Consider the following 21,461-nt stretch of genomic DNA (forward strand, 5'->3'; position numbering starts at 1 on the left):
CATCGCTCTTCTTATTTTCTTAATTATTTAAATCAGAACGTCCTCATGAAAAATATTATTTTCCTGTTTTTTGTTGGCCTTTATCCGGCTCAGCAAACATGGAACCTGCAACAATGTCTCGATTATGCTGCAGCTCATCATCCGCTGGTTAAACAAGCCACCGTGAATGTTGCCAAAAATGATAAGCTGATTACAGGATCAAAAGGTATGCTGCTGCCTTCTGTAGAAGCCGGGGTGAAACATACCTATAGCTTTGGTTCTTCCATTAACCAGTCGAGTAATCAGCGGGAAGCTCTCAATACACAATATGATCAGTTTACGGCTCAGGCAGACTGGAGTCTTTTCAACTGGAAAAATATGCTGGATATATCTTTGTCTACATTGAATAAACAAACCAGTACGTACAGGCTTAAGCTCGCACAGAATAAGGTAAAACTGAATGTTATTCAAATGTTTTTTGCCTACCAGAATGCGAAAAGCTGGCTGGAAGTCCTGGAAACCCAGATATCCGGAATGCAGGATCAGATTAAGCGTACCGAAAAAGAAGTAGAAATTGGAAACAGACCCAAAAGTGATGTATACGATATCAAAGCGAATCTGGGAACTTTACAGGAGCAATGGGTGTCCGCTAAAAATCAACGGGATCAGTCAAAAATTAACCTGCTGAATGCATTGGCTTTTACTCAGGATTCTTTGGAGTTCGTGATGACTGATGAAAATCTCTCTTCGGAAGCAGCGTTTCGAGATCCGGATTTTACAAAAAAATTATTGGAGAAAAATCCTGCTTACCAATCTGTGATAGCAGAGATTAAAGCAGAGGAGAAGAAAGAAGATATAGCAAAAGCCGGGTATTTGCCAACTTTAAATGCAAGTTACAGCTGGTCTACTTTTTATAATAAAGTGCTGGGAAAGGATGACGGTTCCGGTATTCGTTTCTCCGATCAGTTTTCTCAAAACAAAAACCAGTCTGTAATCTTGGGACTCAATATTCCTATTTTTAATAAGTTACAGGTAAAAACGAACGTGGAAACAGCAAAGCTGAATGTCATCAATTCCAAGTATGATAAGGAGCTAATCATCAACGACCTGACCCAAAATATTAATTCAATTAAAGCACAGTTTTTAAACGCCCAGGAGAAATACAATTTGCTGGACACCAATTTTGAAAATCAAAAACTGTCTTTTCAGAAATCTGAAGAAAAATATAAAGAAGGATTAATGGATGCTTATACATTTTTTGTTGTCCGCAACGGATGGCTTCAGGCTAATTATAATCTTATCAGCAGCAAAAATGATGTGATCCAGCAGACAGAACTGTTAAAGGTACTGGAATCAGGTTTTTAATTCAGAATATTCGTACATTTTCAAAAAAGCAGTCTTCAAAATGATGAAGACTGCTTTTATTTTGAATAGATCCTCAGAATATACCCTTCTGTTTAATACACATGAAGAAGATATTTGCCGGGTAATTTTTTTCTTAAATTATGGAGTGGTTACTTCCTGGATCACAAAACTCTGCTCACTCTGTGTATGGGCTGAAAAGTAGCCTAAAGCTCCATTGCTGATATTACTTGGAGGGTTAGCTGGCGTCACACTGCCGCCATTACCATTGGAAATCTGAAGAAGAGCACTGTAATAGGTGAATACATTGGTGTCAATGCTTTGCATTTCAACGTGAATGGTATCTCCCACAACTACTTTATGATCTCTGCCGTCATTATCATCATTCGGAAGGATGATCGGACGCTGATTGGCAAGGCCGTTATTCACATTGTCTGAAAAGACATCCATGTATTTTTTTGTTAAATTATTGATGGTAAAGCTGAAAAGATAACGGTTGCCTAATGCAACAGGATCTGTAAAAATGGGTAAAAGGGTATAGCTTTTTTCGTCCCCGAAAGAAAATGAATCCTGTGACAGACCTTCAAAATCCACTACTTCAGGCATTGTGCTTTGAGCAGTATATTGCTTTCCTTCTGCCTGTACATTCAGGGTATAGATTCTGCCGGATACTCCCACAAAATTGGTAGTCTGGTATTTTCCCTGGCCTATGTATTGTAAAACTTCCGTTTGACCGGCATTATCGCTTAAAGTAACCTGTGCACCCGTTACAGCAGGATATTGATTAGGCTGTGAAACGCCCACAGATTTTGTTATTTTCACGATATAAGGCCCGGCCTGATCGGTAACATTTCCTTCAATGACAATATTTCCACTTTGGTCGGCAAGATCCAGATCGATCTCTTTCTCGCAAGATGTTAAAGCAAACAGGGATAATATGATAAAAAATGTATTTTTCATGATTTAAAATTTGAAATTGTAAGTGATGTTAGGTACCCAACGGAATAGAGAAGTCTGCATAGCACGTGTTGCTCCCGGATTATTTGGGTTGTCTTCAAAAGTAATCGTATAGGCATTTTCACGACCATACAGATTATAAATACCAAAAGTCCATGAACCCTTGAAACGCTTATTAGAGATTGGCTCATAGGTCGCACTCAGGTCCATTCTGTGATAAGCAGGCATTCTGTCTGCATTTCTGTTGCTGTACTGGAAGATCGTTTGCCCGTTCAGTTCATACTTTCCGGTAGGGAAGGTCACTGCATTTCCGGTACTGTACAGGAAAAGTCCGGACATGGACCACTTTTCATTAAACTGATAAGTAGCTACTACGGATAGATCATGCGTTTTATCCATTCTGGCATTATACCATTCATTATTATTGATCCCGTTTATTTTTCTTTCAGTTTTGGATAACGTGTAAGAAATCCATCCGGTAAGCTTGCCGCTTTTCTTTTTGGCAATAAGCTCAAGACCGTAGGCTCTGCCTTTTCCGAACAGCAATTCATTTTCTACATCTGATCCTGTATCAAATCCAATCTGAGCTCCGTTTTTGAAATCGATCTGATTCTGCATGGATTTGTAATAGACTTCAGCATTGATTTCATAATTATTGTTTTTGAAGTTCCTGCTGTAGCCAGCACTGATCTGGTCTGCAATTTCCGGTTTTACCGTATAGCTGCTTCCAATCCATTGGTCTGTAGGATTTCCGCTGTTAGAGTTGCTTAAAAGGTGTAGATTTTGAGTATTACGGGAATATCCTCCTTTCACACTGCTGACTTCGTTGATACGGTAATTGGCGGTAATACGGGGCTCAGGATTTATATAGGTTTTCCCAAGTTTTCCTTTTTCTAAAAACCTGCTTTCTGTAAGATTTCCATTCTCATACGTGTTGAAAGTATCACCTCCCAATACACTGAATAGGGAAAGTCTTACCCCATAATTAATGGTAAGTTTCTCTGTAGCCTTATAATCATCATTGATATACAGGGCATTCTCCCATGAATATCTTGGATTTCTTGGAAAGCTGCTCACACTGGTCCCTGAGGCACTGCTTGGGGTAAGGGTATGATAAATAGACTGAAGGCCAAAACGTATAGAATGTTTATTTCCTGCAAACCAGGTGAAGTCCTGCTTAAGATTCCAGTCCTGTATTTTAGAATTTAAATCAAATACATTATCATTGCTCTTCAGGCTGATTTTATAATCATAATTGCTGTAGATGAAGGATGTATTGGAAAATAATTTACTGTTGATGATGCTGTTCCAACGCAGTGTGGCTGTAGTATTTCCCCAATCTGTTGAGAATGTATTTCCTAATCCAAGGACATCTCTTCCAAAATAGGCAGATAAATAAAGACGGTTATTTTCATTAAGCTGATAATTGGCCTTTAAGTTAAGGTCATAAAAATATAACTTATTGTCTTTGTAGTCTTTATTGGTCTTAAGGAATAAATCAGCATAAGTTCTTCTTCCGGAAACAATGAATGATGATTTCTCTTTCTGGATAGGGCCTTCTACACTCAGCCTGCTGCTGATCAGCCCGATTCCTCCGTTGACATTATAATCCTGGTTATTTCCGTCCTTCATCTTTACATCCAATACGGAAGAAAGACGTCCTCCATATTGGGCAGGGCTGTTTCCTTTGATAATACTGGCATCTTTCAGAGCATCACTGTTAAAGGTGCTGAAAAAGCCCAGTAAGTGAGACGCATTATAAACCGGCGCTTCATCCAGTAAGATCAGGTTCTGGTCGGTAGCACCACCTCTTACACTGAATCCACTGCTTCCCTCACCGTTACTTTTGATACCCGGTAAAAGCTGTATAGTTTTCATAACGTCTTTTTCACCGAATAAAACCGGTAGTTTTTCAATATTTTTGATGCTTAGTGTTTCAGTTCCCATTTGAGCACTGGAAAGATTCTTGTCTTTTTTTATACCCGTTATCACTACTTCATCAATCGATTTGGAGATGGCTTCCTGTTGGATAAGAGGAAGGTCAAGCTTTATATTCTGATCAACTTTTATCTGCTGTTCAAAATCTTTGTATCCTGAATTGGAAATAATGATCGTATAATTGCCTTCCGGTAAGGATAAAGAATAGAAGCCATATTCATTGGCAACAACGTTAATAGAAGGATCTTCACTTACTTTTACCGTGACTCCGATTAGTAGCTCGCCATTTTTTTTATCTTTAACCGTTCCGCTTACAGAATAGGTTTGTTGAGCTATTACAAAGGTGCTGAAACAGAGCGCAGCGGTGGCTGCGGTAATCTTTAAAAAGGATGTTTGCATTAGTTTTGTTTAAAAAGAAGTAGATCTTTTCTATATTAAAATAGTTTATTGATGTAAGATTAGTTGAAGAGACCGAGGATTAGTTACACAAAAACTTGTTATTGAATAAATTAATTCTTTAACCAACCCTTTTATTCTAAAAAATACTCGGAAACTTCGCTGGCAAAGATAATAGAACTTATGTGAAACATAGTATTGTGCTGGTTTATTATTTTTTTAATTTTTAGGTAATTAAGCAGGAATCTACAAAATACATTCTATTTAGTAACGGTAAAGTTATACTTTTGAGGAACCAAACTTCAATACCATGAACGTTAAAACGTCTTTTTATATTGCATTTGTCTTCGGAATAATAGGGAATTCCGTATTGGCACAGTCCCAAACCAAATTAGCCAAAGAGATTTCCAGTGTAGAATCAGGATTAATGCCTGTCATTCGTTTTGAGGGTAAGCCACTCTGGACGCTGGAATCCCGGATGAAACATTATAATGTTCCGGGAGTAAGCATTGCAGTGATCAAAAACTCCAAAGTGATCTGGAGCAAAACATACGGCCTGGCAGATGTAGAATCCAAAACTCCTGTGAATTCCGGAACTTTGTTTCAGGCAGCCTCTATGAGTAAACCCGTAAGTGTTTATGCTGCACTAAAGGAAGTGGAAGCAGGAAAAATAAACCCGGATGCTGATGTAAATTCCTATCTGACTTCCTGGAAAATTCCTGAAAATAAATTTACGAAAGAAAAAAAAGTCAGTCTCAAAAATATTGTTAGTCATACCGCAGGCTTTACCGTGAGTGGATTTCCCGGATATGAAGCCGGCATACCTATACCAACGCTACTCCAGGTTTTAAAGGGAGAAAGCCCGTCTAATACTTCTGCTATTATAGTGGATAAGCTTCCCGGAACTCCCTTCCGCTATGCTGGTGGTGGATATTGTGTGATGCAGCAAATGCTCATAGATACTAAAGGGAAAGACTTTCCAACCATTATAGAGGAAAATGTGCTTTTGCCTTTGGGTATGAAAAACAGTACATTCAGTCAGCCACTACCTGAAAGTCAGGCTCAGTGGGCAGCTACAGCCTATACGATGGATGGGCAAAGAGTGAAGGGAAAGTATCATACTTATCCTGAAATGGCGGCTGCAGGGCTGTGGACTACCGCTGAAGATCTGGCCAAATTTGTAATTGATATTCAAAATACATTGCATAATAAAAGCCACATCGTTATTTCTCAGAAAACCGCAGAGGAATTTACAAGTCCTTTCATCGATAAATTTGAAGGATTAGGAGTTTTTCTGGAGAATAAAAGCGGGCAGGTTTATTTCAATCACGGGGGCTGGAATGAAGGATTTTCCAGCAGATTTATAGGAAGTAAAACCAGTGGTGACGGAGTTGTCATTTTAACCAATACCAATAAACCCGACTTTATAGAAGAGCTGGTTCGTGCAGTGGCATCTGTATATCAATGGCCCAATTATCTTCCCCCTGTTTATAAAGCTTTATCCCTAACCGAGCAGGACTTTAATGAAAGTATCGGGCGTTACAAATTTGACCAGTACGGACTTTACAGGATTTATCGTGAAAACGGAAAGTTACTACTGAATATTAATGATTTGGAAACCCCAATGGAACTCATTAAAGTGGGAGAGAATACATATGTAACACAGAATTGGGATTTCACATCAGAATTTGTAAAAAATGCTTCAACAGGGAAACTCGAACTTGTACAGGTGTTACAGGATAAAACGATACGCTCAAAAAGCCCACAAATGAACAGTGACGAAAAAACGCCTTTAGAATTGATTATGGAAGGGAGTTTTGATAAAGGATTAGAAGCCTATAAAAATGGCAAGGTCAAAGATATGGATCATTATTTTCTTTCCGAAGACTATTTGAATAATACCGGTTATGCATTGCTTGGTAAAAAAGATTTCACAAAAGCAATTGATTTTTTTCGCGTAAATTCCATATTGTATCCTAACAGTCAAAATGTATATGACAGTTTAGGAGAAGCCTATGTGAAAGCTGGTCAAAAAGATAAGGCAAAGCAGACGTATCAGAAACTGTTGGAAATAAATCCTAAAAATGAAAATGCTGCTAAGGCTTTAAAAACATTATAATATAGAAATGCTTTTCAAAGGATTTTTATCTGAAAAATAAGAAATATGGAAGATCTGAAAAAATGGATGAAAAATAATTGGTTTACTGTAATTTTTGCAGTTCTGTTGGTTGTTTTATTGGTGAACCCGGATGCAAAGGCCTGGCTGATGAGACAAATGGCTTCTACTGGAATTCTTAATTCTAACATATCGGAATCTACCACTTCACAGATACCTTCCATAGATTTTATGGTTAAGAATGAAGATGGAACTACAATCAATACTTCTGATCTGAAAGGAAAAGTAGTCTTTATTAACTTTTGGGCCTCATGGTGTCCTCCCTGCAGGGCAGAATTTCCTTCTATTCAGGAATTTTATGAAAAGTATAGGAATCATCAGGATATAGTATTTCTTACTGTAAATCTGGATGACAATCCTGGGCTTGGTAAAGCCTACTTAAAACAGAAGAATTTTACGGTTCCTTTTATAATCCCTGCCGGCGCTATTCCAAAGGAGTTATATAGCGGTTCGTTACCGACTACAGTTGTACTGGATAAAAAAGGGAGAATCCGTCTTCATCATCAGGGACTGGCAGATTACAGTAAAGATTCTTTTTATACTCAAGTTGATGAACTGGTAAACGGAAAGCTGTGATGGTGAGAGAGCTTTATAGAGCCAAGAATCAAGAATAAAGAGCCAAGAGATAAGAGTTAAGAGTTAAGAATTAAGAATTAAGAATTAAGGGGGCTATGATGAAGTTTAAAATACTGACGATTGAAGAAATAGAAGCTGAGATATTGAAATGGGGAAAAAATCTGCAAAGCTTTCCGAAGGCTGTAGCGTTTTCTTTTCCTGAATATTACCAAAATCTGGTGACTTCCATTAAAACAACAGAGGTTTCTTCGGAAACAATTGTATATAATGCTGTGGAAGCAGTCAATGAAAATAAAGAATTTGAACTAAATGATTATTGGTGTTTTGCCGGAAACGGGCAGGGTGACCGGTGGTTTCTGGATACACAGGATGAGGTTTTCTTCTATGACCACGATTATGATGAGAAGATAGAGCCCATGTATATCAGTTTTCAACAGTGGCTGCAGATGGCATTCATCATTCAGCAATTGGATATGTATTTTGAGGAACATGAACATATCCCGAAATCTGTTAAGCTGGGATTTTATCAAGCCTTGAATACCATTCATCCCAAACTGGGAGAGCATTATCCGTTTTCAGTATAAATCTTTTAAAGGTTGTAAACCCCGGTAAATAGGCTTATTTTTGAATAAAAAGCATATTGTAAAACTAAGATCACTACTATATACTTGCATAGAACGTAATACATAACTACAATGAATAGAGAAGAACTAGAACAGAAATATAATTTTCAATATCCTGAAATATATAACCAGCTGGCTGAAAACAAAATGTTGGATTGGGGGGAAACCGGACCGGATTGGTATCTCACGGTGTTTCCTGAACTAAAAAAGAACCCTCCGTTATTGCTCTTCGGATATGATATTGAGATCTGGAATGATCATCATTTTGTCACAGCTTCCATTGAAGAAATGTCTGATGATGATGATTACAGAAATGTTCATCCTAATTATCAATTTGTTCCGTTTGCTAAAAATGGGGCAGGGGATTTATATGCTTTTCAGTTTGATCTGCAGAATAATGGCGAAGTTCCCATAACATTTATTCCTCATGATGACGAAGAGGCAGAAGTGTTGGCCGGAAATTTACAGGATTTCATTTTTCGTCAATTGCTGGAAGCGGTAACGGAAATAGATGAAGATTCTATGTTTTATGAAGATGATGAGGAAGAGCTGAAACAGAATTTATACAATCAGCTGAAAACCCATGAACCGTATTTAAAGCCGGCGCAGGTAGCCATTCTAAACAGTATTTATCAGCGGGATATTTTTGAATATACATATAAAACTCCTAATGGCCACTCATTTGAAGCAGAAGGACTGCTTACGTTTGACGAGGTTGCAGAAATTGTAAACAGAGAGATTACTTTTGACCATTTACATAAGAAGTTTAATTATTCAAAATGCTAGAGCAGCTAAGAATCCATATTGAAAAAATAGTACTCCTTACCGACGAAGAGTTCAGAATAGTTTCCTCTTTCTTCTCTTTTAAAAAATATAAAAAGCATCAGTTCTTAGTGCAGGAAGGGGAAGCCGTAGCCTATCACTATTTTGTATTAAAAGGCTTGCTGAAACTGGTGTATACCGATGAATCGGGAAAGGAGCATATTGTAGGATTTGCCATGGAAGATTGGTGGGAAACAGATTTTCAGGCGTATTATAAACAAACCAAGGCTACCATGTCCCTGCAGTGTGTGGAAGCCACTGAAGTATTATGTCTTAGTTTGCCCGATTACAGAACACTATGTGCCGAGCTTCCAAAGCTGGAGCATTTTTTCCTGGAAAAAGCATATATGGGTTTTATTGCGGCACAACAACGGATTATTTCTACGATGACCACTGAGATAAAAGACCGCTATGAGCAACTGCTTGAGAAATACCCGATACTCGTCCAACGTGTTCCAAAGTCTCTTCTTGCAGCCTATTTAGGGGTTTCCAGAGAAACACTAAGCAGGTTACCGCTCTAAAATTGTGATTTCCCTCACTTCATAATCGTGATCGCGATCACAGAATTGTAAAGCCTCTATTCTTCAATTTTGCAAAGTAACCTTTAATAAATTGAAACAATGGAAAAAAGAACAGTAAACCCGTGGAAATGGCAGGATGAAAGAAGTTATTCCCAGGCCGTTGAGGTGAAGAATGCAACAAGTACATTATACTGCTCCGGACAGGCGGCTATTGATCCTGACGGAACTTCAAGCGATAAAGACATGAAATCCCAGCTGGTACAGGCTATTGCCAACTTAGAAGAAGTTATTACCGCAGCAGGGTATGAATATAAAGGAATTGTCAGGCTAAACATATATACCACTTCTACACAGGAGCTTTGGCCATATTTTCCGGTCCTTCAGGAATGGATTGCAAAACATCAGATCGAACAGGCTGTCACTATGCTGGAAGTAAACGGGCTATTTGAAACATTAAAAGTAGAACTGGAAGCCACGGTGGTTAAATAATTATCGACTGCAGAATAAGAAACCTTCAAACAGACTTTGAAGGTTTTTTCTTACATTTATAAGAATCAATATAATTCAGCAAAGAGCTTATGAATATTCAACTTTTTTCAAAAAATGCTCTGGTAGGAGCAGCAACCCAGGGAATAGGAGCCGGAATTGCCATAGAATTGGCAAAATGTGGGGCCAATGTCACGGTAATGGCCCGCAATGAGAAGAAACTTAAAGATTTTGTTTCTTCATTACCGGTGGTAAATGCGGATCAGAAACATGAGTACCTGGTTGTTGATTTTTCCGACTTTGACAGCTATAAGAAAATTATAACAGGATATTTTAGCAGTCATACCATCGATATTCTGGTCAACAACACCAATGGTCCTGAACCGGGGTTAGCGCTGGACAAAAATGCAGAAGATTATCAGAAAGCATTTGATCTGCTCTTTAAAACAGTCTGTGAAACCACATTGCTGGCTTTACCTTATATGATTCAGCAGAAAAACGGCCGTATCATCAATGTTTCTTCATTATCAGTGAAAGAACCGATTAATAATCTGACCCTTTCCAACTCCATCCGTTCAGCAGTAATCGCCTGGGCAAAAACATTATCAAATGAAATCGCACAGCATAATGTTACTGTAAACAATGTTCTCACCGGATATTTTGATACAGAAAGAATCCAAAACCTTATTAATCATGAAGCTCAGCAAACCGGAGCTTCCACTGAAGAGATAAAAAAAGCCAGAGAAAATAAGATCCCAATGAAAAGATTGGGAAAACCGGAAGAATATGGTCACCTGGTGGCTTTTCTGGCATCAGAATATTCAGCTTATCTTACCGGAACCAGTATTCCTTTGGATGGTGGATTGAATAATACGTATTAAAGAAAGAATTTTCTTATAAAAATATAAGCCTTCAGATCTCTGATCTGAAGGCTTTTTACATAATGTCATTTTGAAAATACAATATTTTCACAATGCTGTGTAATACTTTTCTTTTCCCGGTTGTCTTACTGTTTATTGGAGAATATTATATGAAAAACTGGTCTTTTAAAAAATGGAACACCGTTCTGGGTTGGTTCCTTTTCGGTATTGCCTTAATTACCTATCTCTCAACGATAGAACATTACCTGAGTTTCTGGGACTGCGGAGAATATATTTCCTCAGCAGTAAAACTTGAAGTAACGCATGCTCCGGGGGCTGCTTTATTTCAGATTATGGGAGCGGTAGCCAGTATCTTTGCTTTGGGAAATGAGCAGAACTATGCTATTGTAATCAATGCCATGTCTGCCTTGTTCAGTGCATTTACCATTTTGTTTTTATTCTGGACAATCACTCATTTTCTAAGGAGACTTTTATATAAAGATGTTGAAAAAATAACCAGGAAACAGGAATTTTCTATTCTGTTTGCCGGAGTGGTTGGTGCTTTATGTTTTACTTTCTCAGATACCTTTTGGTTTTCTGCAGTAGAAGGAGAAGTGTACTCGATGGCTTTGCTGTTTATAGCGCTTTTGGTTTGGCTGATCACAAAATGGGAAAATGAATATCAAACAGCAGACAGTGAGCGATGGATCATCCTTATCTTCTTTATTTTAGGACTTTCTGTTGGGGTGCATATGATGTGTATGCTGGCTATTCCTGCCGTATGCCTCGTATATTATGCAAGAAATTATACATTTACCTGGAAAAGTTTTATACTGGCCAACTTTATAACACTGGTGATTCTGGCATTGGTATTTAAGATTATTTTCCCTTTAATTATGACCATGTTCGGAAGATTGGAGATTTTCTTTGTGAATGGACTGGGACTGCCTTTTCACTCCGGAACTATTGTCGCATTTATACTCATGGTAGCCATTTCGTATATACTGATAAAATATGCGGGGAAGACTAAAAAAAAGATATATCAAACCATCGTTTTATCCCTGGTATATATGATTATTGGATTTTCATGCTGGATGGTAATCCCAATCAGGGCGAATGCCAATCCACCCATGAACCTTAATGATCCTGATACAGCCATTGGAATGAGAGATTATTATAACAGGGTACAATATGGTGACTGGCCAACGACTTACGGACAAAATTATACGGCTTTCCTTGATGCGAAAGGGATTGAAAAAAATGAAGACGGAAGTTATAAAACGGAGAAAACAGGAGACATATACGAAAAAGATGAAAAGTCCGGAACCTATAGAAAAACAGGGGAAAGATTCAACTATGTGTTCAGTAAATCCCATATAAGTTTCATGCCCAGAATGTTCAGTGAAGATAAAGATGTGGCGGCCAACTATATTGCCCTATATGGAGCTCCGGACTTTACCTTTAACTATGACAATGAGGATGTTGCAGATAACCCACAGGCAAAACAGATTTTCGATGAGCTAAGAGCTAAATATGAGGACAAATCAATTACGGCGGCAGATTATCTGAAAGTAAAACCATACGATCTGATAAAGGTTCAGAGACCTTCTTTTGCCCAGAATATGGATTACTTCTTTTCTTTCCAGAACGGATATTACTTTGTAAGATACCTGATGTGGAACTTCGTAGGAAGGCAGAACGACCTTCAGGGGCATATGGAGAATACTCATGGAAACTGGATCTCAGGCTTCTCTTTTATAGATAATGCTTTGCTTGGAAACCAGGACGCAATGCCAGCTCAATTCAAAAATGAGAGTACCGTAAAATTCTTTTTCCTCCCCCTGATTTTAGGTTTAATAGGATTCTTCTTCCAACTGAACCGTGATTTTGGAAGGTTTTATGCCTTATTATCTTTATTTATTTTAACCAGTGTAGGAATTGTTTTCTATACAGGAGTAAAACCTTTTGAAGTAAGAGAAAGAGATTATGCAATGGTGGGAGCATTCTATGCTTTTGCCATATGGATAGGGTTGGGAGCAGGAGCTATTCTATGGTTCTTACAATCCAGAATAAAATCTAACGGAGCCAATATAGCATTAGGAGTTGTTTTATTGGGAATACCTTTTATGATGGGTTTCCAGAACTATTCATCGCATGACCGAAGCCGGAAATCAGCGGCACATGATTACGCTTATTCATTCCTAAGATCATTACCGAAAGAAGATATTATTTTTATTTATGGAGATAACGATACTTTTCCGGTTTGGGCGATTCAGGAAACTGAAAGGTTCCGGGATGATGTAAAAACAGTAAACTTTACACTGCTGGCTACTCCCTGGAGTATAGATCAGGTAAAGAGGAAAACCTACAATGCAAATGGAATTCCAAGCCAATTAACACATGATGACTACAGAGACGGTGTTAATGAGCAAATCTATATGATGAAGAAAGAAGATTGGGAAGGGGTTTTCTCTATGTTGAAAGAGCAGGGAGCTCCTGAAACAGAGTTCCAGTCATTCAGAAAATACCTTACCCAGGATTCTTTAACATTGAAGCAGGCTATTGACTTCATTAAATTCAAGTCTCCTGAAAAAGACCAGCTTTTAAAAATGTATTTCGGAGAAGATAAATATGAGAAATATAATATTCTTCCGGTCAACAAATTTATCCTTCCCGTCAATAAAGAAAATGCTGTGAAAGCAGGAATTATCAACCAGGCAGATCTTCCTGATACTGTTAATCAGATTATGATTACCTATAAAGGAAATACACTGTATAAAAATAACCTGATGATGATGGACCTGTTGGCAAATTTCGACTGGAAACGTCCGATCAATTTCTCCTCAGGAGGAATCTATGACAGCGAGAATATTTTCTACCTTGATGAATATCTTCAGTTTGACGGATTCAGTTACAGATTAATACCTATCCATACCCCTCAGCGTCCTGATGGAGATAAAGGAAGGGTAGATGCCAATTCATTGTATCATGTAGTGAAAAACTTCAGGTGGGGGAACTTTAAAGACCAGAGCATTTATTATGACGAAACAGCCACATCCAATATCATCGGCTACAGAATGTCTGTAAGCAGGGCGGTTTCGGCATTGGTACTAAATAATCAGAAAGCTAAAGCCGTTGAACTTTTAGAACTTGCAGCCAAAGAAATTCCTGCAGAAAAATATAATGATCCCCGTTCCTTAAGTTCAATTGTATCAGGATATATTATTGCAGGTCAGGAACAGAAAGGATTACAGCTTGCGGAAAATCTTAAGAATGAAATTTTCAAAGAATATGATTATTACCTGAATCTTTCACCCTCATTCCAGAGGGCTGCCCGAAAACAGATGAGGACAAAACCTATGGAATATGCCCTTGTGGTTTCAGCTGTTACAGAGGCTTATAAAACACTGGGTCAAAAAGAAAAAGCTTATGCTTACCTCTTGCAATCTGTTGAACCGATCGATAAAAAGTTCAGTACTTTTGCCAGCGGACTTCAGAAGATGGGTAAAGAAAAGGCGGTGAAAGAATCTGAAAATGTACAAAGAATTACCCCTTTTTACCAGTATTTATTCGATATTATGGAACCTTTTGATTCTACGTACGCCAAAAAGAAAGAAAACCAGATTACCACAGCAATTATGAAAGCAACCGAATAATCTGCTGCTTACAAAAATAGAAAAGTCTCCGAAACAGGTATTTCGGAGACTTTTTTTGCCATACTTTTTTATTTCCAGAATTCATCGGGATAATCATCCTTTTCTTCAGAATGAATATGACTTAATTTCTTTCCGATTGTATTTAAAATATCAGCATCCAGTTTTTCTTCCAAATGGGGAAACCAGCTGCGTTCTTCAAAACGGATATGCTGTTCCAGAAGATCAGCAAAATTTGAAAAATAATCTGCATTCTCAGAATTTTCGATTTGAAGAATCAACGTTTTTATCTGGGTATGTTCAGACTGTATCCGGAAGGAATATTCATCCTTAAGATAGGGAAACAGAACTTGTTCCTCTTCCTTAAAATGTTCTTCCAGATGGTTTTTCCAAAAATAGAGGATATATTTTCTGATTCTGTAACCTTCTGTTTCTTTTTTTATTCCCTGTCTTATTTTCCAGCTACAAAGCAATCCGAAATGATGATCCTTGGATAAAAGGACGATATTTTCATTACGTTTCATAATTCTTTTTTAGGATAATAAATAACCCCTCATCTTGCAACCTATGGGGTTTAAAGAAATGGGTTACCGTTTTTCTTTCAGTGACCATCCGAATTTCAGTCCCAGGATAAAAATAACCAGCAACAACTCTCCGGCTGCCAGTAAAATATCTCCGGGAACACGCATCCATCTTAAAAAATGCATGATGTCGGTCTGCATGAATTCGGCAGAGCGGGCATACCAGTATCCTTCCTCAATAGAGGCTACAGACTGCATAATTCCTATAGGCAGAAGACTGATGGTGACCATCACCAGCAATCCTGTATTGGTCAGCCAAAATGCCCAGCCAATAAGTTTGTCATTCCACTGTCTGTCAGGATACAGACCTCTTAATACAAACAGCATTAATCCGATTCCTAAAATTCCATAAACCCCAAACAGAGCAGCATGACCATGAACAGCAGTTGTATTCAGTCCCTGGATATAATACAGGGCTATCGGTGGATTGATGGCAAATCCGAAAATGCCAGCCCCGAGAAAGTTCCAGAAACACATGGCAATGAAACAGTAGATGGGCCATTTGTAAGCCTGGATCCATGGAGTTGATTTGCTGAGCTGATAATTTTGATAAGCTTCATAACCGATCAAAACAAGAGGAACAATTTCCAGTGCACTGAAAGTAGCTCCCAATGCCAGCACAGCAGTGGGTGTAGCACTGAAATACAGATGGTGGAATGTTCCCAGAATCCCTCCCGCAAGGAATATAATCGTTGAAAATAATACGGCATGGGTCGCTGATTTCAGCTTCAATAATCCTAATCTTGTAAATAAAAATGCCGCTACTACCGTTGCAAAAACTTCAAAGAAACCTTCTACCCAAAGATGAACTACCCACCATCTCCAATATTCTGCAATCGCAAGATGGGTCTGTCTTCCATACATTAAACCAGCTCCATAAAACAGGGCAATAGCTACGGATGAAAGCGTGAATAAAGTCAGTAAATGCCGGTCCCCGTCTTTTCTTTTTAAAGCAGGAAGCAATGCTCTTACCATTAAAACCAGCCAAAGAATAAGCCCGATAAGCAGTAATATCTGCCAGATCCTTCCAAGCTCTACATACTCATATCCCTGATGACCCCAAAGAAAATTGTCTACCAGACCCAGTTTCTGCATCACGCCAAGCCATTGCCCGGTTAAAGAGCCCAGTACAACAATCAGTAAAGCTCCGAATAATACATTAACACCCAATTTCTGGTATTTGGGCTCATATCCGGAAACAGCCGGAGCAATATAAAGTCCCGTTGCCAGCCAGGAAGTGGCAATCCAGAATATGGCCAGCTGTACATGCCAGCTTCTGGAAACCGACTGTGGTAAAAACTGGTCCAGCGGGATACCATAAAAACCGCTTCCCTCCACGCCGTAATGAGCCGTAATAACCCCTGCAAGCATCTGAATCAGAATTAGTAAAGCCACTACCCAGATGTATTTTAAAGTAGCTTTCATAGAAGGAGTCGGTTTCATATTACGGAGTGGATCCCCAAGAGGAAGCACCTCACTGATTTCTTCTTCCTTATTTCTGGCATGATAAAATACCAGAAGCCCTACACAGGCCAATAACAACAGGATACTGAATCCGGACCACAGATGCAGTGAAGGAGGCGGAACATTTCCTACCGATTCATCATGAGGCCAGTTATTGGTATAGGTGACATCATCTCCCGGACGTTCCGTGATACAGACCCAGGTAGTCCAGGCAAAGAATGCATTCATTTTGGTCATTCTTCCGGTATCTTTGACGGTATTCTCCGGAATAGCATACTGGCTGCGTAATGTGACCATAGAAGGATCATTCATAAACAGTTTTGAATAATACCGGGAAAGTTGTTTTTGAACTCCGGCTCTTTCAGGAGAGAAAATAATTTCGTTTTTGCTTTCATTGAAAGTATTCGTACGAAGTTCTTTTTTCAGCAGTACCTGATATTTAGCCTGCTCATCATCCGGAAGTTCTTTATAAGATTTTCCGTCTTTTTTTGCCAATTCATCCAGAAGCAGAAGAGATTCCCTGTGAAGGTAATCGGCAGTCCAGTCCGGAGCAATATAAGCACCATGCCCCCAGATGCTTCCTACTGTTTGCCCGCCAATAGACTGCCATACATTCTGCCCGTCTTTAATATCCTGTGCGGTGGCAACCACAGTTCCGTCTGTACTTACGATTTTATCAGGAATCGGTGGAACCTTTCTGTAAATTTCTGTTCCATAAAATATAAGAACGGCAAATGAAGCAATCATCACTACAGCAAGCCATTGCCAAAGTTTTTTAGGTGTCATCCGGTGTTTTTTTAAGATTCAATAAATTCTTTTTCCAGTTGGATCGCTTTCGGGAAGAGGATATTATTTTCAAGATGAATATGCTTATGCAAGTCATTTTCAAAATCCTGAAGCATGGCAAAAGCTACTTTGTAAGTATTGCAGGCATCTGCCGGAGGAAGATATTCATTGGTTATCTCTGCAATTCTTCTGAAACGGTCTCCCTCTACACTGTGTTCATGCTGCATCATACTGACCGGGTTTTCCACCGTTCCGAAAGCCGGATGCGGAAGAACTCCTCCCGATATTTTGGCTTTTATCATATTTCTTACAAAAGGAAACAGGATAAGCTCCTCTTTTTTCATATGGGCTGCCAGATCATGCGCGGATTCGTTGAATAAAGTATTGATTTCAAATAATTCCGGATGTCTATTTCCGTGTACTTTGCATAATTTATCAAGGAAAGCCTGTAAAACTGTTGTTTTTTCCTCTACATAACGGTGATGTTTTTTCTCAATATAATCTGCCAAAAGATCAAGAGGCCAGCTCCCAAAATCCATGGAACTACCTTCATTTGCAGGTAAAGATTCCAGTTCCGCATAAACCTTTTCCGGATCAAGTTTCTTGGAAGTGCAGGCTTCTTCTATTGTTCTTCCGCCTTTGCAGCAGAAATCTATTCCATGTCTTTTAAAAATAGCAGCCGTTCTGAAGTCTTCAGCGACGATGTTTCCTATAAAGTCTGTTGTTGTATTCATAATATAATACTTTTTTGTCTTTTATTATTTTAAATTTTTTTACTGTTTTTTCAGAGAAAGAATATATTTCACCATTTGTTTAGCGTTATCTTTATTGAGGCCGTCATGAGGGGGCATCGGGATATCACCCCAATTTCCTTTTCCACCCTCAATAATTTTTTGTGCCAGTTGATCAATATCCGCATCGGTGTACTTTGCCGCCACATCCTGATAAGAAGGACCGATTAATTTGGCATCTATTTTATGGCAGGCAAGACAATCTGCTCCTTCTATCAGTTTCAGACCCGGATCGCTGGAGGTATTGTCTGAGACAGGAGGAACGGGAGCTTCAACCGGTTGTGGTGAAGGCTGTTCAGTATAAGGTTCCGGTTGTGGGATTGGAGTGGTATCCTTGCCGGAACAAGAGAAAAAGAGTACTGATAAGCTGAATATAATGGCCGTGTGTAAGAATTGTATTTTCATAATGTTGATGATTTAAATTTTCTGAGCAAGAATAGATACAGCACAAAGGCAGTCTTCATATTTTTTAAATGTTTTTCTCATTTGTATTACCCTGGATCGTATATCAGGCTGTGTCAAGAGATTACCGACAATTTTCAGAAATCCGGAGAAACCCTCATCACGGATGATTCTTTTAAGCTCTAAAAGATGCATAGGAGCTGTTTCTATTTTTTTAATAGTAAAACCCTCTTTTTCCAGAAGAAGAATCCATTCTGAAACAGTCAACGGACGGGCGTTTACTTTAATAGCCAAAGCCAGGTTCTTCTGAACGTGCAGTTTTATATTGTCATCCAAAGTATCCGGGGTCAGTGCGAGTTCATGGATGGCATAATATCCTTTAGGCTTTAAAATTCTAGCCGCTTCTTTAATAATTTCAGATTTTTTATGGTCAGCATGCATACTCAGTAAAGCTTCTCCATAGACTTTGTCAGCAGATTGCTCCGGTAATGAAGTTTGGGCTGCATTTCCCAATTTAAATCTTGCAGAAGTTTGCTTAAATCTCTTATTCAAATCATCTATTACACATTGTTCAACATCAATTCCGGTATAAGATTTAGGGTTGTTTTTTAAAGTGTGACGTGCCGTATAACCAAGTCCCGGAGCCAATTCCACTACATCATCATCAGAAGTAACATGTAGCATAGCCAGCATTTTTTCCGTAAGCATGAGGCCTCCCGGACGCAGAACCTTTTTACCAATTCTGGCCAGCAGCCAGTGACCGGACATTTTTTCAATATTTTCAGTATTCATTGGGATGAGTTTTAAATTGTAGAATAATAGCCAATACTAACGCCACTGCTTTTGCAGTTTCCGCATAGATGAAATAATCATGAAGTGGAGTATCCGGTAATAATAGTCCCGAAGAAATACTATCCACCCGCGCATCAAGCACAGGAAGCATCCAAAACTGTTCTAAAATGAGTATGAATACTAAAACTGAGATCATAATACAGTCAGTTTTTGTATAACTTTTGCGGCTGATGTACATGAATATCAGAATCAAAGCAAGCAATAAATCTTGTATTTTTGTTGATATTCCAAACATCAGTTTTCCCAATCCCAATGCTGTTGAAAGCGTTATTCCTTCTACCTGAAATTTCATCGGTGTTTCTAAAAAACTAACCGTCATAAACATTCCGGCCATCAGGCAAAACAGCATCAGTACAACAGGATTTTTAAGATAGAATTTCATTTTTTATTATTTAATATATTAAGATCTTTTTATCTTTTATTTGATTAAATTTTTTTTTTAGGTCTTAAGATAGGTCAGTTTTAAATCTAAATTATCGACAAATGCCTGTATTTTAGAACTCTCCAACATGATACGAAGATTGGTTCTGATACTCTTAAACTGATCATGAAGAGGGCAGGGATGTGTTTCAGAACACTGTTCAAGACCTAATCCACAGCCTGAAAACAGCTTGTCACCATCAATTTCTCTCACAATATCCGCAATGGTATTATTCAAATTCTGCTGATCCATATAAAAACCTCCGTTTGGCCCTTTCGCCGACTGAACAAATCCTTTTCTGCTTAAATCCTGCAGAATCTTAGCTATAAAATGTTCCGGTGAACTGATGCTTTTAGCAATATCTTTGATTCCAACCCGGCCGCCGTTTTTAGATTGCTGGGCAATATAGATTAAAGCTCTTAATGCATATTCGCAGGTTTTGGAAAACATTTCTTCTGAATTTTATAGGACAAAGATATAAACTTATTTTGAATAGAAGATAAAAAACTCTTTTATTTTTTGCTTGATAAAAATCATTAGATAGAGATTTGCCGCTCCTTGGAATTCAGTAAAGTGAAGATTTATTTTCATTACTGTTTATCCCTATGAATTTACCTGTTGACGGAGTTTGTGAAAGTCTTTTTTTAGAATAGTCTTTTTATTGCAGGTAAGGATCGGGAAAATGAGAAACTGGCCGAAACTGTATGCTTTTTGTCATTGCGGACGGCAGGCTTTCTGTGTACATTTGCATTATACAGAACGAGATATGAAGAATGTAAGAAGAGATTCAGGAAAGAAGAATATAGTATTTTTGGTATTGCCGGAGGTACAGTTGCTGGATATTGCAGGTCCTTGCGATGTATTTACATCGGCTAACCGTTTTCTGGGCGATGAAGAATCCGGATATCGTATTTTCATTGTATCCGGAACTCCAGAAAAGGTGGTGTATTCAAATTCAGGAATGCCCTTAACCTGTAGTTATACAATTTATGATATTGATTTTCATGCAGATACTTTTTTAGTGGCTGGAACAAGTCTTACCATACTGGATAACGTTAATCCCGATCTCTATCATTTTATTCAGAATATGAGTACAAAAGTAAGACGGTTGGGCTCTGTCTGTATCGGAGCATTTATATTGGCAAAAGCAGGACTGTTAGATGGAAAGCGGGTCACTACTCACTGGAAATATGCAAATATCTTACAACAGTTTTATCCCGAAATTAATGTCAATGTCAATCCGTTTTTTATCCGGGACCAGTCTATATATACTTCCGGAGGAGTATCTTCGGGGATGGATCTTGCCCTGGCGCTGCTGGAAGAAGATTTTGGAAAACCTGTAGCCTCGGAAGTTGCCCGCCATCTTGTGTTACATCTTAAGAGACCCGGCGTACAGTTGCAATTTGGAAATGCACTGCCGGAATATGATATGATGACTGCATTAACGAAAGATGTACGTGATCTCCTGAAGGATAAGCTTGAACAGTCTATTACTATCGAATTTATAGCAGATACAATGCATATGAGTGTCCGCAATTTTTCCAGGGTATTTTTAAAACAATCAGGAATGAGCCCCGGTAAATTTCTTGAAAAAATGAGGCTGGATCAGGCAAAAAGCATGCTCGAATATACTGATATGAGCATCGATTTGATTGCTGATAAATGTGGTCTCGGAAGCTCAGTAACGCTTCGCAGGGTATTTTTGAAACACCTTTCCCTTTCTCCTGCTCAATACCGCAAAGCATTTAAGGGAGTCGAATAATAATTTTTAATTTTTTGGATATACTATTGGATGATGATTATAATAATCAGCAG

General features: G+C 38.5%; 19 protein-coding genes. 10 read left to right on the top strand and 9 right to left on the bottom strand.

Annotation, left to right across the window (positions count from 1 at the left end):
- Window positions 1–45 precede the first annotated feature (45 nt).
- Complete coding sequence (locus MP477_RS17120) at window positions 46–1,344, top strand: TolC family protein (RefSeq protein ID WP_257191328.1); 1,299 nt, start codon at window positions 46–48, stop codon at window positions 1,342–1,344.
- Window positions 1,345–1,482: 138 nt separating this feature from the next.
- Here the strand turns inward: MP477_RS17120 and MP477_RS17125 are convergent, their stop codons facing one another.
- Window positions 1,483–2,301, bottom strand: a complete 819-nt coding sequence (locus tag MP477_RS17125) for a DUF4249 domain-containing protein (RefSeq protein ID WP_257191329.1) — start codon at window positions 2,299–2,301, stop codon at window positions 1,483–1,485.
- Between the two features lie 3 nt (window positions 2,302–2,304).
- Complete coding sequence (locus MP477_RS17130; protein WP_257191330.1) at window positions 2,305–4,635, bottom strand: TonB-dependent receptor; 2,331 nt, start codon at window positions 4,633–4,635, stop codon at window positions 2,305–2,307.
- Window positions 4,636–4,942: 307 nt separating this feature from the next.
- Here MP477_RS17130 and MP477_RS17135 point away from each other — a divergent pair, with 307 nt between their 5' ends.
- From MP477_RS17135 to MP477_RS17170, 8 genes are all read left to right on the top strand, one after another.
- Window positions 4,943–6,751 carry a serine hydrolase gene (locus tag MP477_RS17135; protein WP_257191331.1) on the top strand — a complete coding sequence of 603 codons (1,809 nt, stop codon included), beginning with the start codon at window positions 4,943–4,945 and terminating at the stop codon, window positions 6,749–6,751.
- A 45-nt stretch (window positions 6,752–6,796) separates the two neighbouring features.
- Complete coding sequence (locus MP477_RS17140) at window positions 6,797–7,384, top strand: TlpA disulfide reductase family protein (protein WP_257191332.1); 588 nt, start codon at window positions 6,797–6,799, stop codon at window positions 7,382–7,384.
- Between the two features lie 95 nt (window positions 7,385–7,479).
- Window positions 7,480–7,968 (top strand): hypothetical protein, encoded by a 489-nt coding sequence (locus MP477_RS17145; protein ID WP_257191333.1) that lies wholly within the window; start codon window positions 7,480–7,482, stop codon window positions 7,966–7,968.
- Window positions 7,969–8,079: 111 nt separating this feature from the next.
- The gene (locus tag MP477_RS17150) at window positions 8,080–8,793 is read left to right on the top strand and encodes an SMI1/KNR4 family protein (protein ID WP_257191334.1); all 714 of its coding nucleotides are present in this window, start codon (window positions 8,080–8,082) and stop codon (window positions 8,791–8,793) included.
- Entirely contained in the window at window positions 8,787–9,350 is a 564-nt protein-coding gene (locus MP477_RS17155; protein ID WP_257191335.1) for a Crp/Fnr family transcriptional regulator, read from the top strand. The genes MP477_RS17150 and MP477_RS17155 overlap by 7 nt, the downstream gene beginning before the upstream one ends.
- Window positions 9,351–9,449: 99 nt before the next feature.
- Window positions 9,450–9,839 carry a RidA family protein gene (locus tag MP477_RS17160; RefSeq protein WP_257191336.1) on the top strand — a complete coding sequence of 130 codons (390 nt, stop codon included), beginning with the start codon at window positions 9,450–9,452 and terminating at the stop codon, window positions 9,837–9,839.
- An 89-nt stretch (window positions 9,840–9,928) separates the two neighbouring features.
- The gene (locus MP477_RS17165) at window positions 9,929–10,717 is read left to right on the top strand and encodes an SDR family oxidoreductase (protein WP_257191337.1); all 789 of its coding nucleotides are present in this window, start codon (window positions 9,929–9,931) and stop codon (window positions 10,715–10,717) included.
- A gap of 149 nt (window positions 10,718–10,866) precedes the next feature.
- Window positions 10,867–14,352 carry a DUF2723 domain-containing protein gene (locus MP477_RS17170; RefSeq protein ID WP_257191338.1) on the top strand — a complete coding sequence of 1,162 codons (3,486 nt, stop codon included), beginning with the start codon at window positions 10,867–10,869 and terminating at the stop codon, window positions 14,350–14,352.
- Window positions 14,353–14,420: 68 nt separating this feature from the next.
- Here MP477_RS17170 and MP477_RS17175 read toward each other — a convergent pair whose 3' ends face one another.
- From MP477_RS17175 to MP477_RS17205, 7 genes are all read right to left on the bottom strand, one after another.
- A complete protein-coding gene (locus tag MP477_RS17175; RefSeq protein ID WP_257191339.1) occupies window positions 14,421–14,873 on the bottom strand; it encodes a hemerythrin domain-containing protein in 453 nt (150 codons plus the stop codon).
- A 63-nt stretch (window positions 14,874–14,936) separates the two neighbouring features.
- Window positions 14,937–17,180 carry a nitric-oxide reductase large subunit gene (locus MP477_RS17180; RefSeq protein WP_257191340.1) on the bottom strand — a complete coding sequence of 748 codons (2,244 nt, stop codon included), beginning with the start codon at window positions 17,178–17,180 and terminating at the stop codon, window positions 14,937–14,939.
- A gap of 11 nt (window positions 17,181–17,191) precedes the next feature.
- A complete protein-coding gene (ric, locus tag MP477_RS17185) occupies window positions 17,192–17,914 on the bottom strand; it encodes an iron-sulfur cluster repair di-iron protein (protein ID WP_257191341.1) in 723 nt (240 codons plus the stop codon).
- Between the two features lie 39 nt (window positions 17,915–17,953).
- Window positions 17,954–18,376 carry a c-type cytochrome gene (locus MP477_RS17190; protein ID WP_257191342.1) on the bottom strand — a complete coding sequence of 141 codons (423 nt, stop codon included), beginning with the start codon at window positions 18,374–18,376 and terminating at the stop codon, window positions 17,954–17,956.
- Window positions 18,377–18,388: 12 nt separating this feature from the next.
- Window positions 18,389–19,165, bottom strand: a complete 777-nt coding sequence (locus tag MP477_RS17195; protein ID WP_257191343.1) for a class I SAM-dependent methyltransferase — start codon at window positions 19,163–19,165, stop codon at window positions 18,389–18,391.
- A complete protein-coding gene (locus MP477_RS17200; protein ID WP_257191344.1) occupies window positions 19,155–19,607 on the bottom strand; it encodes a hypothetical protein in 453 nt (150 codons plus the stop codon). Before MP477_RS17200 ends, MP477_RS17195 begins: the two co-directional genes overlap by 11 nt.
- Before the next feature lie 57 nt (window positions 19,608–19,664).
- Window positions 19,665–20,096: an Rrf2 family transcriptional regulator gene (locus MP477_RS17205; RefSeq protein WP_257191345.1), complete on the bottom strand. Its 432-nt coding sequence runs from the start codon at window positions 20,094–20,096 to the stop codon at window positions 19,665–19,667.
- Between the two features lie 316 nt (window positions 20,097–20,412).
- On the opposite strand from MP477_RS17205, the gene MP477_RS17210 reads away from it, so the two are divergent.
- Window positions 20,413–21,408, top strand: a complete 996-nt coding sequence (locus MP477_RS17210; protein WP_257191346.1) for a GlxA family transcriptional regulator — start codon at window positions 20,413–20,415, stop codon at window positions 21,406–21,408.
- The last annotated feature ends 53 nt before the right edge of the window (window positions 21,409–21,461 follow it).

The sequence above is a fragment of the Chryseobacterium sp. WG23 genome (assembly GCF_024586575.1).
GTDB lineage: Bacteria > Bacteroidota > Bacteroidia > Flavobacteriales > Weeksellaceae > Chryseobacterium.

Bases quoted from the DNA above. Each gene is read 5' to 3' on its own strand.
- MP477_RS17155 (WP_257191335.1), top strand. From the start codon at position 8,787: ATGCTAGAGCAGCTAAGAATCCATATTGAAAAAATAGTACTCCTTACC.
- MP477_RS17150 (WP_257191334.1), top strand. From the start codon at position 8,080: ATGAATAGAGAAGAACTAGAACAGAAATATAATTTTCAATATCCTGAA.
- MP477_RS17145 (WP_257191333.1), top strand. From the start codon at position 7,480: ATGATGAAGTTTAAAATACTGACGATTGAAGAAATAGAAGCTGAGATA.
- MP477_RS17210 (WP_257191346.1), top strand. From the start codon at position 20,413: ATGAAGAATGTAAGAAGAGATTCAGGAAAGAAGAATATAGTATTTTTG.
- MP477_RS17200 (WP_257191344.1), bottom strand. From the start codon at position 19,607: ATGAAATTCTATCTTAAAAATCCTGTTGTACTGATGCTGTTTTGCCTG.
- MP477_RS17140 (WP_257191332.1), top strand. From the start codon at position 6,797: ATGGAAGATCTGAAAAAATGGATGAAAAATAATTGGTTTACTGTAATT.
- MP477_RS17205 (WP_257191345.1), bottom strand. From the start codon at position 20,096: ATGTTTTCCAAAACCTGCGAATATGCATTAAGAGCTTTAATCTATATT.
- MP477_RS17135 (WP_257191331.1), top strand. From the start codon at position 4,943: ATGAACGTTAAAACGTCTTTTTATATTGCATTTGTCTTCGGAATAATA.
- MP477_RS17125 (WP_257191329.1), bottom strand. From the start codon at position 2,301: ATGAAAAATACATTTTTTATCATATTATCCCTGTTTGCTTTAACATCT.
- MP477_RS17165 (WP_257191337.1), top strand. From the start codon at position 9,929: ATGAATATTCAACTTTTTTCAAAAAATGCTCTGGTAGGAGCAGCAACC.
- MP477_RS17120 (WP_257191328.1), top strand. From the start codon at position 46: ATGAAAAATATTATTTTCCTGTTTTTTGTTGGCCTTTATCCGGCTCAG.
- MP477_RS17130 (WP_257191330.1), bottom strand. From the start codon at position 4,635: ATGCAAACATCCTTTTTAAAGATTACCGCAGCCACCGCTGCGCTCTGT.
- ric (WP_257191341.1), bottom strand. From the start codon at position 17,914: ATGAATACAACAACAGACTTTATAGGAAACATCGTCGCTGAAGACTTC.
- MP477_RS17160 (WP_257191336.1), top strand. From the start codon at position 9,450: ATGGAAAAAAGAACAGTAAACCCGTGGAAATGGCAGGATGAAAGAAGT.
- MP477_RS17170 (WP_257191338.1), top strand. From the start codon at position 10,867: ATGAAAAACTGGTCTTTTAAAAAATGGAACACCGTTCTGGGTTGGTTC.
- MP477_RS17180 (WP_257191340.1), bottom strand. From the start codon at position 17,180: ATGACACCTAAAAAACTTTGGCAATGGCTTGCTGTAGTGATGATTGCT.
- MP477_RS17195 (WP_257191343.1), bottom strand. From the start codon at position 19,165: ATGAATACTGAAAATATTGAAAAAATGTCCGGTCACTGGCTGCTGGCC.
- MP477_RS17190 (WP_257191342.1), bottom strand. From the start codon at position 18,376: ATGAAAATACAATTCTTACACACGGCCATTATATTCAGCTTATCAGTA.
- MP477_RS17175 (WP_257191339.1), bottom strand. From the start codon at position 14,873: ATGAAACGTAATGAAAATATCGTCCTTTTATCCAAGGATCATCATTTC.